Source organism: Massilia alkalitolerans DSM 17462 (genome assembly GCF_000427785.1).
In the GTDB taxonomy this organism is placed as follows: domain Bacteria; phylum Pseudomonadota; class Gammaproteobacteria; order Burkholderiales; family Burkholderiaceae_D; genus Telluria; species Telluria alkalitolerans.
Window position 1 is genome coordinate 54,884 of record NZ_ATYR01000001.1, and the last position, 14,518, is coordinate 69,401.

The window sequence follows — 14,518 nt, forward strand, 5'->3', positions numbered from 1 at the left end:
TCGGGAGCTGCGTAGTAGCGGGCCAGAAGGCCGCGCCGACGCAATCCCGAGCCCAGGCGAGGCCGGCGTGGCCTCGCATCCGGCGCAACCGGTACATGACGATGGGAGTGACGGGAATCATGCCGTCAGCCGTGCCGGCGTGCCAGCGCCGCGTCGAGCTGGCGACCGGCCAGCACCAGGCCTTCGCGCAGGGCGGCGGCGTCGCCGGTGCGCACCGCCAGCGCGGCTTCGAGCGCATCCCGGAACGGCAGCAAGGCCAGGGCCAGGTCCTGGTGTCCATACCGGGCCGCGAGCGCGAGATCGGCCGTGGCGCGCCGCCGTGCATGGCCGAGTTCCTCCATTGCCCCATCCAGCTGGCGCTGCAGCGCCGCGATACGGCGTCCGGTGGCGGCGATGCGCTCCTCGATGCCGCCCGCGGTACGCGGACCGTCTTGCGGGTGGAACGACCCGGCACAGTTCATCTCGGTCATGGGGTTCTCCTTTCCGGTGGGTTGCAAACTGGGTGGTATGGGGCCGGCGGCGGGATGCGCGCCGGTGCGTCCACCCCGACAATGTCGACCAGCATGGAGCGCGCGTTCGGCAGCTCGATCTCCACGCTGCAGCCTTCGGCATGCCCGAGCAGTCCCAGCGCCAAGGGCGACAGGATGGTCACCCGCGCCAGCAGGGCGTTGGCGTCATAGGGGCAGGCGATCACGATCGAACTCAGGTCGCGCGCGCCGTCGGACCGGTAATGAACCGTCGCCCCCAGCGACACGTGGCGCGGCGCGGCGTCGGTCTCGGGCAGCGGCAGGGACGAGGCGAGCAAGGCGGCGAGCTTGCGTCCGGACGGGTCGCGCACCTCCGCACCGATGCCCTGTTCGCGTGCGAACCGATGGAGGATCGCCAGGTCGTGCTGGCTCAGGTAATGCTTGTTGCACATACAATGCCTTTCCCAGCCACGGTGGGCTGGTCGACAGTCAGGAAACCGGCCGGGCGCCGGAGGAATCAGTCTGCACGCGCAGGCGGCGGCAGCAGCAGCAGGTCGCACTCGGTGCGGGCCAGCAGTGCGCGCAGGCTCGCGCGCCAGCGCCACGCCGCCCAGGGACCGCCCCCGCCATCGGCCAGCACCAGCAGGTCCGGGCGGGCCATGGCGGCATGCGCCGCGACCGCCGCGTGCCACGGCTGGCGCAGCACCATGAGCACCGGGCGGACCTCGCGCGGCGGCAACTGCGCGGCGAAGCGCCAGAGCGCCGCGCGCGCCGCGCCTTCGCTGCGGCGGCGGCAGGCATCGAGCGCGGCGTCGCCGACACCCGCGGTGCGCATGCTGCCTTCGCCGCCGACACGGCAGCCGTGCAGGAGCGTGAAGCGCATGCGCGGCTGCGTGCGCATCGCCAGGCGCAGGCTGTCCAGGGAGGATGGCGACAAGTCCGTCGGGAACAGCGCCTGGCCGTCGCGGCGCTCAAGGGGTTGCCGGCCGGCGCGCACCAGCAGCACGGCGCCCGCACCGGCACGCAGCGCCGCCAGCGCGCGCCTGGCGTTATGCCTTACCGGCCAGCACGGGTGTGCTTGCCAGTGGAGCACCTGCATCTCGCCCGCAGCCGAGCCGGCGGCGGGGTGTCGGGTGAGGCCGCCCTGCGGCATGGTGGTGGTATCCACATCATTCCTCCTCGATCAAATCATCATGGCCGCGGCCTCGCCCAGCACCAGCAGGCTGGCCAGCATCGCCGCCATCCCGGCTGCCATGCCGCCGGCCACCATGCGCCGCCAGCGGGCGCTGCGTTGGAGCAGCCGCTTCGCGAACCGGCGCCTGCCCTTCCTTTCCATGCCGTGCCGCGCCTGCGCGGCCGCATCCGGGTTGTCCCCTTCCGCTCGATTCCACTTCATGTCCATTCCTCCAGCTTCGATTGATTCACGCGGCCAGTCGGCGGTCGCTGCCGTCGCCCTGCCGGTCCGGTCCGACCAGGAGGTCGCATGCGCCCTCGTCCATCAGCTTTTGCATCACGTTGGTGCTCGACAGCCGCGCGCCGGGATGGCAGGCGCCCCGTCCCAGCACCAGCAGGTCGGCCTGCTGGCGCCGCACGCAGTCGCGAATGACCTCGTACGCGCGGCCGGCGTGCACTTCGCGCCGCCCTGGGGGCACATCGTGCAGGAACAGCTCGACGAATTCGTCGAGCTTCCTGCGCGCGGCTTCCCAGCCCTGCTCCCGGTAGGAGCGGATGACGCGCGGCGGCAGCTCCAGCTCGCGCATCATGGCGGTTTCGGGCTGCTGGAAAGCGTGCACGAACACGAAACGGGCGCTCGGCGCCAGCAGCGCCGCCGTGCGCGCCGCCGCCAGCGAAGCGCGCGAAAAGTCGGTCGCCACCACCACGTTGCGGTAATCGTGGCGCGGCTCGCCGTGCACCAGCAGCACGGCGCCGCGGCACAGGCGCACGACGTCGGCGTCACGCGAGGGACGCGCCCACAGCGGCAGGCGCGGCCTCCCGCTGCCCGCCATCAGCGTCAGGTCGGCCTGGATGCTGTCGGCCGTGACCGCGATCACGTCGGCCGGATGGCCGCGCCGGACCATCCACACCTTGTCCAGCGCGTCCGGCGGCGGGAAGCTGCCGAGCGCCCTGGCTTCGCCATCGACCAGCGCCCTGAGCCTGCCGCCATCCACCTGGACGTGGCTGTAGGCGGTGGTGGGACGCAGGCCGTTGCCGGCGCGCTTGACGGCCAGCACGTCGAAGGCCTCGACGCCCAGCGCGGGCGCCAGCAGCGAGGCGCGCATTTCCACGCGGCCGGGATGGGCCTGGTGTATCGCGAGCAAGATCCGGTCGATTCTACGCACGGTGTACTCCATGAATGCTGTCCTCTGGCGTGCCATGTGCCGGCGCGCTGGCCGGCTGCTCATGCCCGTAGCGCTCGGCCTGTGCGAGTCCGGCGGCCGCGCGCCCGCGCGTGTGGGCCAGCTCGGCAAGCGCTTCATCCAGCCGCCGCTGCAAGGCCGCGATACGCTGGCCCGCGGCCGCGATGCGCTCTTCGATGCCGGGCTTGCGCCCCGGCGCTGGCTTGTGCTGGATATCGGTCATGGCTTCTCCTTCAAGCGTTGGTGAGAGAGGATGGATGGTCCGTCGCGCCGGGCGCGGGCCGGACTCAGACCGGCAGGGCCGCGGGCGGCTGGACCTCGACGATTTCCAGGCGCAGGGTGCGCCCGAGGGCCAGGTCGACGTCCACGGTGCAGCCCTCGGCGTGGCCGAGCAGGCCCAGCGCAAGCGGGGCCAGCACCGAAACACGCGGCGTCATGGCTTGCGCATCCTGCGGACAGGCGATGACGACGGTATCCAGGTCGGCGCCGCCCCGGGTGCGTTGGTGGATCGCGGTGCCGCAGGCGGCGACGCGGTAGCGCACGCTCGCGCCGAGCGAGACGCGGCGCGCGCCGTCGTCGCTATCGCCGCTGGGAAGCGTGCGCGATACCGCGGTCAGGTGCGCGAGGCGGCGCACGGCGGCCTCGACCCGGCAAGGGTCGGCCGATCGTGCCCGCACGAAGCGTGTCAGGACAGCCAGGTCGTGCTGGCTGAGGTAAGTAGTGGTGCACATGGCTTGCCTTTCCCAGCCCGTTCAGGCTGGCCAATAAGAACGAATGGCGTGCCGCGGCAAATGCATCCGCATATGCGCAGCGCTTCAGACGATGCTTTGGAGGGGGCTCGGGAGAATCGGGAAGCTGGGCTTCGCCGGCTCTCGCCGAGCTCAGGAGAGGCAGGCGAGATCGCGCGTCGACAATTGTGCGAGACGAGCGTGGAAGACGCTCAGTCCGAGCGACAGGGGAAGGTGGGAGAAAACCTGCGAGACGCCGGCAGCGCACACGGCAACAGCGCGCGGGGTCCGCACGCTGGAGGAACAACCAATGCCGTAGGAAGAAATGCAGCGCATGCCGAGGTCGGATTTCATCAATTGGATACCGGACCAGTATATACCACCTGTTTTTTTCGTCAACCGAGCTGGACCGGGCGCGAACGGCGCGCCCCGCCAGGTACGGGGCGGCTCAGGCAGGGAACTCTTCCTCGCGGTACTCCACGCCCTGCCCTTGCGCCTGCGCAGCCCCGGCGGCGCGCCCGGCTTCTTCCTTGCGCAGCTCGACGCGCCGGATCTTGCCCGAGATCGTCTTGGGCAGCTCGCGGAACTCGATGCGCCGGATGCGCTTGTACGGCGCCAGCCGCTCGCGCGCGAACGCGAACAGCGCAGCCGCCAGCTCGCGGGAAGGCAGGACGCCCTGGCGCAGGGTGACGAAGGCCTTCGGCACCGACAGCCGCAGCGGGTCCGGGCTCGGCACGATCGCCGCCTCCAGCACGGCTTCGTGCTCGATCAGGACGCTCTCGAGCTCGAAGGGGCTGATGCGGTAGTCCGAGGACTTGAACACGTCGTCGTTGCGCCCGACGTAGAAATAATAGCCGTCCCCGTCGACCGTGGCGGTGTCGCCCGTATGGTAGTGGCCGGCGCGCATGACGTGGGCGGTCTTTTCGTCGTCGCCCTCGTAGCACATCATCAGGCCCAGCGGCGCCGGGTCGAGCGACAGCGCGATCTCGCCTTCCTCGGCGGGCTGCTCGTCGATGTCGAGCAGCGCCACCCGGTAGCCCGGCAGCGGCCGGCCCATCGAACCGGGCTTGATCGGCTGGCCCGGCGGATTGCCGATCTGGCAGGTGCTTTCCGACTGGCCGAAGCCGTCGCGGATGCGGATGCCCCAGGCCTGCTCCACCTGCTCGATCACCTCCGGGTTGAGCGGCTCGCCGGCGCCCACCAGCTCGCGCAGCGGCGGGCGCCAGGCGCTCAGGTTTTCCTTGATCATCATGCGCCACACCGTCGGCGGCGCGCACAGCGAGGTCACGCCGCAGCGCTGGATCGTGTCGAGCGCGGCCTTGGCGGAGAAGCGCTCGTAGTTGTAGACGAAGATGGCGGCGCCCGCGTTCCAGGGAGCGAAGAAACAGCTCCAGGCGTGCTTGGCCCAGCCCGGCGAGGAGATGTTCCAGTGGACGTCGCCCGGCTGCAGGCCGATCCAGTACATGGTCGACAGGTGGCCGACCGGGTAGCTCTGGTGGCTGTGCAGCACCAGCTTGGGCTTGGCCGTGGTGCCGGAGGTGAAGTACAGCAGCAGCGGGTCGGTGGCGCGGGTCTCGCCTTTTGGGGTGAAAACGGACAGGACGTCGCGGCTGTCGGCGAAATCGCGCCAGCCCTCCGGCTTCTCGCCGGCTGCGGCGCCCACGGCGATGCGGGTGAAGCTGCCCGCCATGCCCTCGAACTTGTGCGCCTCGGACGCCTGGGCGATGACGTGCCTGACACGGCCGCGCTCGAGGCGGTCCTGCAGGTCGGCGCCCGAGACCAGCATGGTGGTCGGCACCAGCACGGCGCCGAGCTTGATCCCGGCCAGCATGATTTCCCACAGCTCGACCCGGTTGGGCAGCATCAGGAGCACGCGGTCGCCGCGCTTGACCCCGCATAACTGCAGGTACTCGGCCACCTGGCACGAACGCGAGGCCATGTCCGCGAACGAGATCTTCTGCTCGAGGCCGTCTTCTTCGACTACCCACAGCGCGGTAGCGTGGTTGTCCCTGGCCATCTGGTCGAAGTAGTCCAGGCCCCAGTTGAAGGCGTCGAGCCGGGGCTGCCGGTACTCGCGGTAGGCGGTGTCGTAGTCGAGGCGATGCTGTAGCAGGAAGTCGCGCGCTTGCAGAAAGCGCTGGGTCGGCGTCATGGTGTCTCCTGGTCGCTGGGTGGCATGGCCGCGTTGGCCATCCCTGGCCATTCTGCCATGTATTCAGGCGCTGTTGTAGGGGGGTGATCCAGTCCAGTGGACTGGATCACGGTCCAATGGACCAGATCACCCACAGCCGGTCACTCCACGAACATCAGTCTCGCCTGAGGGCGGTGACGCGCATCTCGTCACGCGGCTCCATCATGTCGATGACGCGGCAATCGCCGCACATGCGCAGGCGGTCGAGGTGGCCGCTGAAAGCGGGATGCGAGGCCAGGCGACCGAGCATGTTTTCGACCATCTGCAGGGTGCCGAAGGGCTGGTCGCAGCGGATGCAGTGGAAGGGCTGGGACTCGTTGAGCACCACGGCCTGGGCCCGCGTTTCCATGAAGGACAGGCGCGGTGCAAGCGTGATGGCGTTTTCCGGACAGGTAGCGGCGCACAGGCCGCACTGGACGCAGTTCTTCTCGATGAAGCGCAGCAGCGGTGCGCCCTGCCCGTCCTGCAGCGCCCCGGCCGGGCAGGCGCCGACGCAGGACATGCACAGGCTGCACGCCTTGCGGTCGACCTCGATCGCACCGAAAGGTGCGCCGGCCGGCAGCGCGACCTGCTCGGGCTGCAGCGGCGCATGGCGGTGCAGGTGCTCGAGGGCGTAGTCGAGCGTGTTGCGCTTGTCGTTCGCCAGGTGGAACACGGCCGGCTCGCCGGGTGTGCGGCCGCGCGGGGCGTGGCGCAGCGCCACCGCCAGTTCGTCCGGCGCATCGACGCGCAGCAGCTGGAAATGCGGGCCTTCGTAGCCGAGGCCGCCGAGTACCGCCTGGGCGATCTCCATCTGCTGGTCCAGCAGTGCGACGTACTGGGGCGCCTCGCGTCCCGTCAGCAGCACCGAGATGCCGGCCGCGCCATAGGCCACGGCGGCGAACCAGACGTCGATGCCGGTCGAGGCGGTATGTTGCAGCGCCAGCGGAATCACGCGCCCGGGCAGCGACTCGCCGAGCTGGGCCAGCAGCGCGGCGCCGTGTTCGGGGTCGTGCAGCACGAAGACCGGATCCTGCCCGCCGCCCTCGCGGTAGGAACGCAGCGCCGCCTGCATGCGCTTGCCGGTCAGCGCCGCCGGCGGGAAGGCATAGCTGATGGCGCCGGTCGGGCAGGCCGTGGAGCAGGCGCCACAGCCGGCGCACAGGTAGGGATTGACCTTGATCCGGTCGCCATCGTCCTGGATCGCCTGCGCCGAGCAGATCTCGATGCAGGCGCTGCAGCCCTTCTGGCCGTTGCGGCCATGGGCGCAAGTGCGTTCCTTGTACGCGAAATACTTGGGCTTCTCGAAGTCGCCGACCATCTCGAGCATGGTCTCGACGGCGTCCAGGCGGGCGGCCTCGTCGTAGCCGGGCGCGTAATAGCCGTGCGGGCGCTGGTGGCTGGGGATCAGGCGGCTCGGGCTGAGGTCGAGCACCAGGTCGAAACGGCCCTGCTGGACCGGCTGGCCGGGCGCCTGCCAGCGCGCCTCGAAAGCGCCCAGCCAGCCAGCCACCGCGACGGTGCGCGCCACCTGGACCGGATAGGGGCGCACCGGCATGGTTTGCTGGCTGTCGAGCAGCAGCACGGTGACCGGCAGCGCGCCGGCGAGCCGGTCGGCCCAGGGCAGGGCCTGCTCGGCCGAGCCGACCACCAGGGTGCGGCCGCTGGACTGGTAGCTGACGGTGATCGCCGGCTCGAACACGGGAATGGCGTCGGCGGCCAGGATGGCCGCGCCCCGGGCCTGCACATTGCGGCCTTCCTGGACCGGGTCGAGCGGCGGATTGTCGGTAAAGCGGATGTTCATGCGTTCCCTTGTCGTGTGGACGGCGGCGCCTGCTCGTGTTCCGTCACTGGCTGCTGTTCCTGTGCCTGCGCTGCCGCCGCCTCGGCCTGCTGCTGCCGGTCGTCGAACAGGCGCGTGACCAGGCCCTGCGCATGCTTGAGCGAGGCCAGCATGGCCGGGGTGAGCGGCGCCGCCTTGTTGTAGTCATTCATGTAGATATCGAGCCCGTCGATCGCGTTGAAATGTGGATCGGCGAACAGTTTTTTGAGCGCCAGGCGCCGCACCGATTGATCGACGCCCTTGGCCACGAAGGCGGAAAAGTCGGCGTCCGGGGTGAGCCGCGCCGCGTCTTCGAGGGTCGGCAAGGGTGCGCGCGGCGCCGCTTGCGCTTCCTGCATGGCGTCCGCAGGAGGCTCGCTCGCGGGTACAGGGGGCGCCGGGGCGCGCGGGCCTTCAGCCGGCGCGGCATCTCCGCCGGATGACTTCAGCCGCGCCCAGCGCCGGAAGAAACCTTCTTCGGACATCCTGGCCCCGCTCATCCGTGCTGGCGGCCGCGGCGCCCGCGCGGCTTGGGCTGGTAGTGCTCGCGCAGGTAGCCGGCCACCCAAGCATAGATCTCGGCCGACATGGCGACGCCGTCGGCCTGTTCGCCCGAGTCGAACATGCGCGTGCCCTCGACGTAGCTGACCGAGGCGCGCACCGGGATGGCCTTGCCCTCGTCCATGCGCCACAGCACGAACACCTTCGATTCCGGCGCCATGCAGTTCTCGTAATAGCCTTCGTTCTCGTCGGTGTACAGCTCGAGTTCGAGGCCGGAGACGAGGTAGTAGTCGCGCTCCGGACTCTCGCTCAGCACCTGCAGGCGCGGCAGATTGCCGCGGTCCGGCACCACGCCGACCGCCTCCCAGGCCTCGTCGGCCCAGCGGTGCTGCAGCGCGCGGCGCTGCATGATCACCGCGATTGGCATGCTTCCCATCTTCATTGCTTGTTCGCCGTCTTGGGACTGTGTTCCTTCTCCACGGCCGGGGCCGCGCCCTTGGGCACGGACCGGGTCTGCCTGGCCTTGACGTCCTCGCTCGGCGCCGCAGTGCCCAGCTTTTCGCTCTTGATCGGAACGTTGGCCGCGTTCAGGGCCTGGGGACTGTAGGGCGCCGCGCCGGTGGCGGGCGCGGCCGCGGCGGTGCCGGGCGCCGCATTCGCGGGCGCCGCCGCCGGCATGCCGGCGCTGGGCGGCGTGACGCCCGGCGGCACCATGCCTGCCGCAGCGGCGGCACGGGCCGCGCCGGGCGGGGCGGCGCCAGGCGGCACCGGATTGGCGACCTGGCCGGGCGCCATGGTGCCGGGTCCGGCCACGCCCGGGGCCAATCCCGGCGCGGTCCCCTGCCCCACCCCTGCGGGTGCGGCGGCAACCGTGGTCGGCGGCGTGATCTTCCAGCCCTTTGACGGTGCCTGCGTACGCCAGCGCGTGCTGACTGCGTCCATCGAGGCCGCCAGCAGCTCCTTGTCCTTGGCCGCCTTGGCGTCGGCGGCGGCCTTCTTGGCGGCGGCCTCCTGCTGCTGGGCCGGGGTCGGCGGCTTCAAGGCCGCCCAGCTGGAAGCGCTGCAGGCCAGCAGGCCGGCCAGCACCCAGCGCAGTCCGCGATGTGTATTCATGTTCATTGCTTGGCTCCCAGTGTTCCCGGCGCGGCGGGGCCTTGCGGGGCCGCATTGGTGGCGGCCGGCGCCTCCACCGTGCCCGGCGCCGGCGCCGCCGGTTTGCCGTGGTCGCCAGGCTGCGTTTGCGTTCCCTGCTGCGCACCGGATGACGGCGCTACACCGGAGGACGGCCCGCCGCCGGTTTCGGTCGTGGAGCCGCCGAGTTGCGCGCCGCCGGTATTGCCGCCTGAACCGCCGGCAGTGCCCGGTTGCCCGCCGGCATAGGTGGCGTCGGTGACCGGCTTGGCCGTGCTGGCGATGATGGCGCCCGCGGTGCGCCCGCCGGCCGTGACCTGGCCCGGGTACTTGGTCTGTTCGATGCCGCCCACGCTCGGGTTGCGGCCGCGGTCGCAGCCGCTGGCCAGCACCGCAAGCAGGGCCAGCGCGCCGTGGGTGATGATGGTGGATGCTTTCATGGTGGTCCTCCGTGCCTCAGGCGGCCGGGCCCGGACGGGGGCTCGGGCGGCCCGGTCTGGCCTCCGGATGCGGGCGGTGCGCCGGGTCGCTCGCCGTGCCGTTGCGGACCTGCTCCAGCCACAGCGAATGGTGGGCGGCGGCCCAGTTCTCGTCGACGTGTCCTTCGCGCATGGCCTGGTAGGCGCCCGGCGTTCCCCAGGTGCCGATGTAGATGTGGCCCATGGCGGCGGCGATGTACAGGGCCGAGCCGACGACGTGCAGGGTGTTGGCAACCTGCAGCACATAGCGGGTCTGGCCGAAGGTGACGAAGTCCAGGATCAGGCCGGTGATCGACATGAGGATGCCCAGCAGGGTCACGCCGAGCCAGAACCAGGCCTTCTCGCCAGCGTTGAAGAAGCCGGCCGGCGGATGCTTGTGCGATACCAGCCCGCCGCCCTGCTTCACCCACTGCCAGTCGTTCCGGTTGAAGAAGTTACGGCGCAGGAAGGTGATGAACATCAGCACCGAGCAGACAATGAACAGCGGCCCGACGAAGTTGTGCAGGTACTTGGAGATGATGGCGAACCAGGAGAACAGGTCGTGCCCCATCCACGGCAGCATGATCTTCTTGCCGTACATGATGATGATGCCCGTGACCGCCAGCGCGATGAAGCTGTAGGCCGTGGCCCAGTGCACCTGGCGCTCCCATTTGGTGAAGCGCTTGATCTGGCGCCCGGACGGCGGCACTTCCTTGGCGGCGCCGACCGCCTTGTAGAACACGAAGATCAGGAGCGGCACCGCCAGCAGGATGAAGCCGGCGATGCTGGCGAGCGGGCCGTTGCGCAGGTGGCGCCAGGTGTTGCCGCCGCGCTGGACGATGACGTTGGCCTCGGTGGCGCCGTACTGGCCCAGGAAGTGGCGGTCCATGTGGACCCGGCCCGAGGCCGCATTGGTCAGGCCCGGCTCCTTCACCACCGAATCGCCTTCGATCTGAAGCATGGTCTGCTCCTCGGCGTAGGCGGGCTTGGCGTCCTTGTTGGGTACGCCGGCCCAGGCGGCCGTCGACAGCAGCGCCAGCACCAGGCCAGTAATCAGCAACTGCGTCAGCAACAGCGACGCGCGCGAGGAAATGGCGTGCATGGTCGGCTCCTCAGGGGTTGGCCCGGTTGTATTCGTTCTGCTTCATGGCACGGTTCTGGACCGTCGCCGACCAGGCCAGCCGGTCATTGTGGAAGCGTTGCTGGAAATGGCGCTGGTCTTCCTTGCCGGCATATTCGCCGTGCAGCCAGCCGGGGAACTGCTCGACCTCGAGGCAGCCGGACAGCAGCAGCGGCAGCGCCAGGACACAGTAGCGGAATTTGTTCATGTTCATTGCACGATCCTCCCCGGGTCGTTCTGCACGTCGCCGACCTGCTGGTTCACCCGCGGCAGGTCGCCCTTGGCCTTGATCTCGCCGCCGCGCTTGGGCCGGCCGTAGGCGATCTTCCAGCCCCACAGCTCGGGGCCGTAACCGCGCGTCTCGACGCGCTGGCGGTAGATGTCGGCGATCTGGTTCGCTTCGCCGCCCAGCAGCGCCTTGGTGCCGCACTGCTCGGCGCAGGCCGGCAGCTTGCCTTCGGCGATGCGGTTGCGGCCGTACTTCTTGAACTCGGCTTCGGAGGTATCCGGTTCCGGGCCGCCGGCGCAGAAGGTGCACTTGTCCATCTTGCCGCGGTGGTTGAACATGCCGGTCTCCGGGAACTGCGGCGCGCCGAACGGACAGGCGTAGTAGCAGTAGCCGCAGCCGATGCACTGGTCCTTGCTGTGCAGGACGATGCCGTCCTCGGTGTGGTAGATGCAGTTGGTCGGGCACACCGCCAGGCAGGGTGCGTCGGTGCAGTGCATGCATGCCACCGACACCGAGCGCTCGCCCGGGATGCCGTCGTTGATGGTCACCACCCGGCGCCGGTTGATGCCCCAGGCCAGTTCGTGTTCGTTCTTGCATGCGGTCACGCAGCCGTTGCAGTCGATGCAGCGCTCTGTGTCGCAGATAAATTTCATTCTCGCGGCCATGCCGTTCTCCTCCGCTCTGCTCAGTTGAAAGCGCTGCGCCTCAGGCCTTGACGACCCGGCACTGCGATACCTTGGTTTCCTGCATCATCGTCACGGCGTCGTAGCCGTAGGTCCAGCCCGTGTTGCAGGCCTCGCCGCGCACCGTCGGCGCCCCGCCTTCCGGGTAATGGCGTTCGAGGTCCTCGCCCATCCACCAGCCGCCGAAGTGGAAGGGCATCCAGACCAGGCCGATCGGCACCCGCTCGGTGACCATCGCCATCATCTTCAGGCGTGCCCCGGTCGGGGTCTCGACCCAGACATAGTCGCCGACCTTGGCGGCGATCTGGGCCGCGTCGCGCGGGTTGATCTCGACGAACATGTTCTGCTGCAGCTCGGCCAGCCAGGGATTCGAGCGGGTTTCCTCGCCGCCGCCCTCGTACTCGACCAGGCGGCCGGAGGTCATGATCAGCGGGAAGTCCTTCGAGTAGTCGACCTCCTGCACCGACTTGAACAGCGTCGGCAGGCGCCAGAAGTTGGCCTTGTCGTCGTAGGTCGGGTACTTGGCGACCAGGTCGCGCCGCGGCGAAGCGAGCGGCTCGCGGTGGGTCGGCACCGGATCCGGGAAGTTCCACACGTTACAGCGCGCCCGGGCATTGCCGAAGGGCGCGCAGCCGTGGGCGATGACGACGCGGATGATGCCGCCCGAGTTGTCGGTCTTCCAGTTCTTGCCTTCGGCCATCGCCTGTTCCTGTGGGGTGAGTTCGGCCCACCAGCCGAGCTTCTTCAGGAACACGTGGTCGAATTCGGGGTAGCCGACGTCGAGCTGGCTGTCCTTGTTGGTCGAACCGTCGGCGGCCAGCAGCGACTCGCCGTTGTGCTCGACGCCCCAGTTGGCGCGGAATGGCAGGCCGCCCTCGGCCACCGACTTGTTCAGGTCGTACAGGATGGGCGTGCCGGGGTGCTTGAGTTCCGGCGTGCCCCAGCACGGCCACGGCAGGCCGTAGTAGTCGCCCTTGCAGGGACCGTCGTCGGCGCGCAGGGTGGTCGGGTTGAAGGTGTGCTTGTTCTCCATGTGGAGTTTCAGGCGCTCCGGCGAGCAGCCGGTGTAGCCGATGGTCCAGCAGGAGCGGTTGATCTCGCGCAGGATGTCCTCGACCACCGGCTCGTTGAGCACCACCTTGATGTTCTTGCACAGTTCGTTGTGGAAGCCGAACTTCTTGGCGAACAGGTACATGATCTCGTGGTCGCTCTTGCACTCGAACAGCGGCATGATGACGCGCTCGCGCCACTGGATGCTGCGGTTGGAAGCGGTGCACGAGCCCGAGGTCTCGAACTGCGAGGCGGCCGGCAGCAGGTAGACGCCGTCGGTGCGGCCGTGCATCGAGGCCGTCATGCTCGGGTAGGGATCGATCACGACCAGCATGTCGAGCTTCTGCATCGCCGCCTTCATGTCGGGCAGGCGGGTCTGGCTGTTCGGCGCGTGGCCCCAGTAGAACACCGCGCGCAGCTTGCTCGGCTGGTCGATGTACTGTTCTTCTTCGTTGACCGCGTCGAACCAGCGCGACACCGTGATGCCCGGCTTTTCCATCAGCTCCTTGGAGCCGAAGCGCGACTTGATCCATTCGTAGTCGACGCCCCAGACGTTGGCGAAGTGCTTCCAGGCGCCCTCGGCGATCCCATAGTAGCCCGGCAGCGAGTCGCCGTTGGGGCCGACGTCGGTGGCGCCCTGCACGTTGTCGTGGCCGCGGTAGATGTTGGCGCCGCCGCCCGGGACGCCGATGTTACCCAGCGCCAACTGCAAAATGGACAGTGCGCGCACGTTGGCGGTGCCGACCGTGTGCTGGGTGATGCCCATGCACCAGACCACCGACGAAGGCTTGTTCTTGGCCAGCATCTCGGCGGCCATCTTGACCGAGGCTTCCGGCACGCCGGTAATGTCCGAGACTTTATCCGGAGTCCATTTCGCCACTTCCTTGCGCACATCCTCCATGCCGTAGGTGCGGGCCGCGATGTATTCCTTGTCTTCCCAGCCGTTCTGGAAGATGTGCCACAGGATGCCCCACACCAGCGGAATGTCGGTGCCCGGACGCACCCGCACGTAGTGGTGGGCGAAGCGCGCCGTGCGGGTGAAGCGCGGGTCGATTACGATCATCTTCGCGCCCAGCTCCTTGGCGTGCAGGAAGTGCAGCATCGAGATCGGGTGGGCCTCGGCCGGGTTGGAGCCGATGAACATCACCGCCTTGCTGTGGTGCAAGTCGTTGAAGGAATTGGTCATCGCCCCGTAGCCGAAGGTCTGGGCCACGCCCGCGACCGTGGTCGAGTGGCAGATGCGCGCCTGGTGGTCGCAGTTGTTCGAACCCCAGAACGAGACCCACTTGCGCAGCAGGTAGGCCTGTTCGTTGTTGTGCTTGGAGCTGCCGATCACCATCAGCGCGTCCGGCCCGGATTTCTGGCGCAGCTCGATCAGCTTGTCGCCGATCTCGTTGATGGCCTGGTCCCAGGACATGCGCACGTATTTGCCGTTCACCAGCTTCATCGGGTAGCGCAGGCGGTGCTCGCCAAAGGCGTGCTCGCGCACCGAGGCGCCCTTGGCGCAGTGCGCCCCCATGTTGATGGGCGAATCGAAGGCGGCTTCCTGGCGCACCCAGACGCCGTTGGCCACCACCGCGTCCACCGAACAGCCCACCGAGCAGTGGCTGCAGATGGTGCGCTTGATCTCGGTGGGCACCGGGGCGTCGGGGGCCTGGTCGGCGTGCGCCGGTTCGATCACGTTCAGCGGCAGCTGTCGGGCCAGGGCGCCGGCTCCGGCGGCGACACCGGCGCCGACCAGGAAGCGGCGCCGTTTGAGTCCGCTGTCGCGGACGGACTTCACGAGGGACATGCTGGTTCTC

The 14,518-nt window shown here is 69.1% G+C and carries 18 protein-coding genes; all 18 read right to left on the minus strand.

Annotated features, from left to right (window positions below; translation table 11 throughout):
- Positions 1-125: 125 nt before the first annotated feature.
- The gene (grpE, locus tag YWC_RS27700) at positions 126-470 is read right to left on the minus strand and encodes a nucleotide exchange factor GrpE (RefSeq protein WP_051306102.1); all 345 of its coding nucleotides are present in this window, start codon (positions 468-470) and stop codon (positions 126-128) included.
- Complete coding sequence (locus YWC_RS27705; RefSeq protein WP_051306103.1) at positions 467-919, minus strand: GreA/GreB family elongation factor; 453 nt, start codon at positions 917-919, stop codon at positions 467-469. Before YWC_RS27705 ends, grpE begins: the two co-directional genes overlap by 4 nt.
- Positions 920-984: 65 nt before the next feature.
- Complete coding sequence (locus YWC_RS0100255; RefSeq protein ID WP_027863582.1) at positions 985-1,635, minus strand: hypothetical protein; 651 nt, start codon at positions 1,633-1,635, stop codon at positions 985-987.
- A gap of 15 nt (positions 1,636-1,650) precedes the next feature.
- Positions 1,651-1,863 carry a hypothetical protein gene (locus tag YWC_RS0100260; protein WP_156923413.1) on the minus strand — a complete coding sequence of 71 codons (213 nt, stop codon included), beginning with the start codon at positions 1,861-1,863 and terminating at the stop codon, positions 1,651-1,653.
- A gap of 25 nt (positions 1,864-1,888) precedes the next feature.
- Positions 1,889-2,806 carry a universal stress protein gene (locus tag YWC_RS0100265; protein WP_169728067.1) on the minus strand — a complete coding sequence of 306 codons (918 nt, stop codon included), beginning with the start codon at positions 2,804-2,806 and terminating at the stop codon, positions 1,889-1,891.
- A complete protein-coding gene (locus tag YWC_RS33270; RefSeq protein WP_169728068.1) occupies positions 2,799-3,047 on the minus strand; it encodes a hypothetical protein in 249 nt (82 codons plus the stop codon). Before YWC_RS33270 ends, YWC_RS0100265 begins: the two co-directional genes overlap by 8 nt.
- A 64-nt stretch (positions 3,048-3,111) precedes the next feature.
- Positions 3,112-3,555, minus strand: coding sequence for a GreA/GreB family elongation factor (locus YWC_RS27710; RefSeq protein ID WP_036212449.1), 444 nt, complete (start codon positions 3,553-3,555; stop codon positions 3,112-3,114).
- 150 nt (positions 3,556-3,705) lie between these two features.
- Positions 3,706-3,906, minus strand: a complete 201-nt coding sequence (locus tag YWC_RS33490) for a hypothetical protein (RefSeq protein WP_156923414.1) — start codon at positions 3,904-3,906, stop codon at positions 3,706-3,708.
- A gap of 94 nt (positions 3,907-4,000) precedes the next feature.
- On the minus strand, positions 4,001-5,704 hold the full coding sequence (locus YWC_RS0100280) for an AMP-binding protein (RefSeq protein WP_027863586.1): 1,704 nt from the start codon (positions 5,702-5,704) through the stop codon (positions 4,001-4,003).
- Between the two features lie 154 nt (positions 5,705-5,858).
- Positions 5,859-7,526, minus strand: coding sequence for a 4Fe-4S binding protein (locus YWC_RS0100285; RefSeq protein WP_027863587.1), 1,668 nt, complete (start codon positions 7,524-7,526; stop codon positions 5,859-5,861).
- Positions 7,523-8,029: a DUF3306 domain-containing protein gene (locus tag YWC_RS27715; RefSeq protein WP_169728069.1), complete on the minus strand. Its 507-nt coding sequence runs from the start codon at positions 8,027-8,029 to the stop codon at positions 7,523-7,525. The genes YWC_RS0100285 and YWC_RS27715 overlap by 4 nt, the downstream gene beginning before the upstream one ends.
- Before the next feature lie 11 nt (positions 8,030-8,040).
- Positions 8,041-8,481, minus strand: a complete 441-nt coding sequence (locus YWC_RS0100295; protein WP_036212451.1) for a DUF3305 domain-containing protein — start codon at positions 8,479-8,481, stop codon at positions 8,041-8,043.
- A 2-nt stretch (positions 8,482-8,483) separates the two neighbouring features.
- Positions 8,484-9,158 carry a hypothetical protein gene (locus YWC_RS0100300; RefSeq protein WP_036212453.1) on the minus strand — a complete coding sequence of 225 codons (675 nt, stop codon included), beginning with the start codon at positions 9,156-9,158 and terminating at the stop codon, positions 8,484-8,486.
- Between the two features lie 2 nt (positions 9,159-9,160).
- Positions 9,161-9,616, minus strand: a complete 456-nt coding sequence (locus tag YWC_RS0100305; protein WP_027863590.1) for a hypothetical protein — start codon at positions 9,614-9,616, stop codon at positions 9,161-9,163.
- Between the two features lie 16 nt (positions 9,617-9,632).
- Positions 9,633-10,736, minus strand: a complete 1,104-nt coding sequence (locus YWC_RS27720; protein WP_084416224.1) for a formate dehydrogenase subunit gamma — start codon at positions 10,734-10,736, stop codon at positions 9,633-9,635.
- Positions 10,737-10,746: 10 nt separating this feature from the next.
- Positions 10,747-10,968, minus strand: coding sequence for a hypothetical protein (locus YWC_RS0100315; protein WP_229412972.1), 222 nt, complete (start codon positions 10,966-10,968; stop codon positions 10,747-10,749).
- Positions 10,965-11,648 (minus strand): formate dehydrogenase FDH3 subunit beta, encoded by a 684-nt coding sequence (fdh3B, locus tag YWC_RS0100320; protein WP_200879948.1) that lies wholly within the window; start codon positions 11,646-11,648, stop codon positions 10,965-10,967. The genes YWC_RS0100315 and fdh3B overlap by 4 nt, the downstream gene beginning before the upstream one ends.
- A 40-nt stretch (positions 11,649-11,688) precedes the next feature.
- The gene (locus YWC_RS0100325) at positions 11,689-14,508 is read right to left on the minus strand and encodes a formate dehydrogenase subunit alpha (protein WP_027863593.1); all 2,820 of its coding nucleotides are present in this window, start codon (positions 14,506-14,508) and stop codon (positions 11,689-11,691) included.
- Positions 14,509-14,518: the final 10 nt, after the last annotated feature.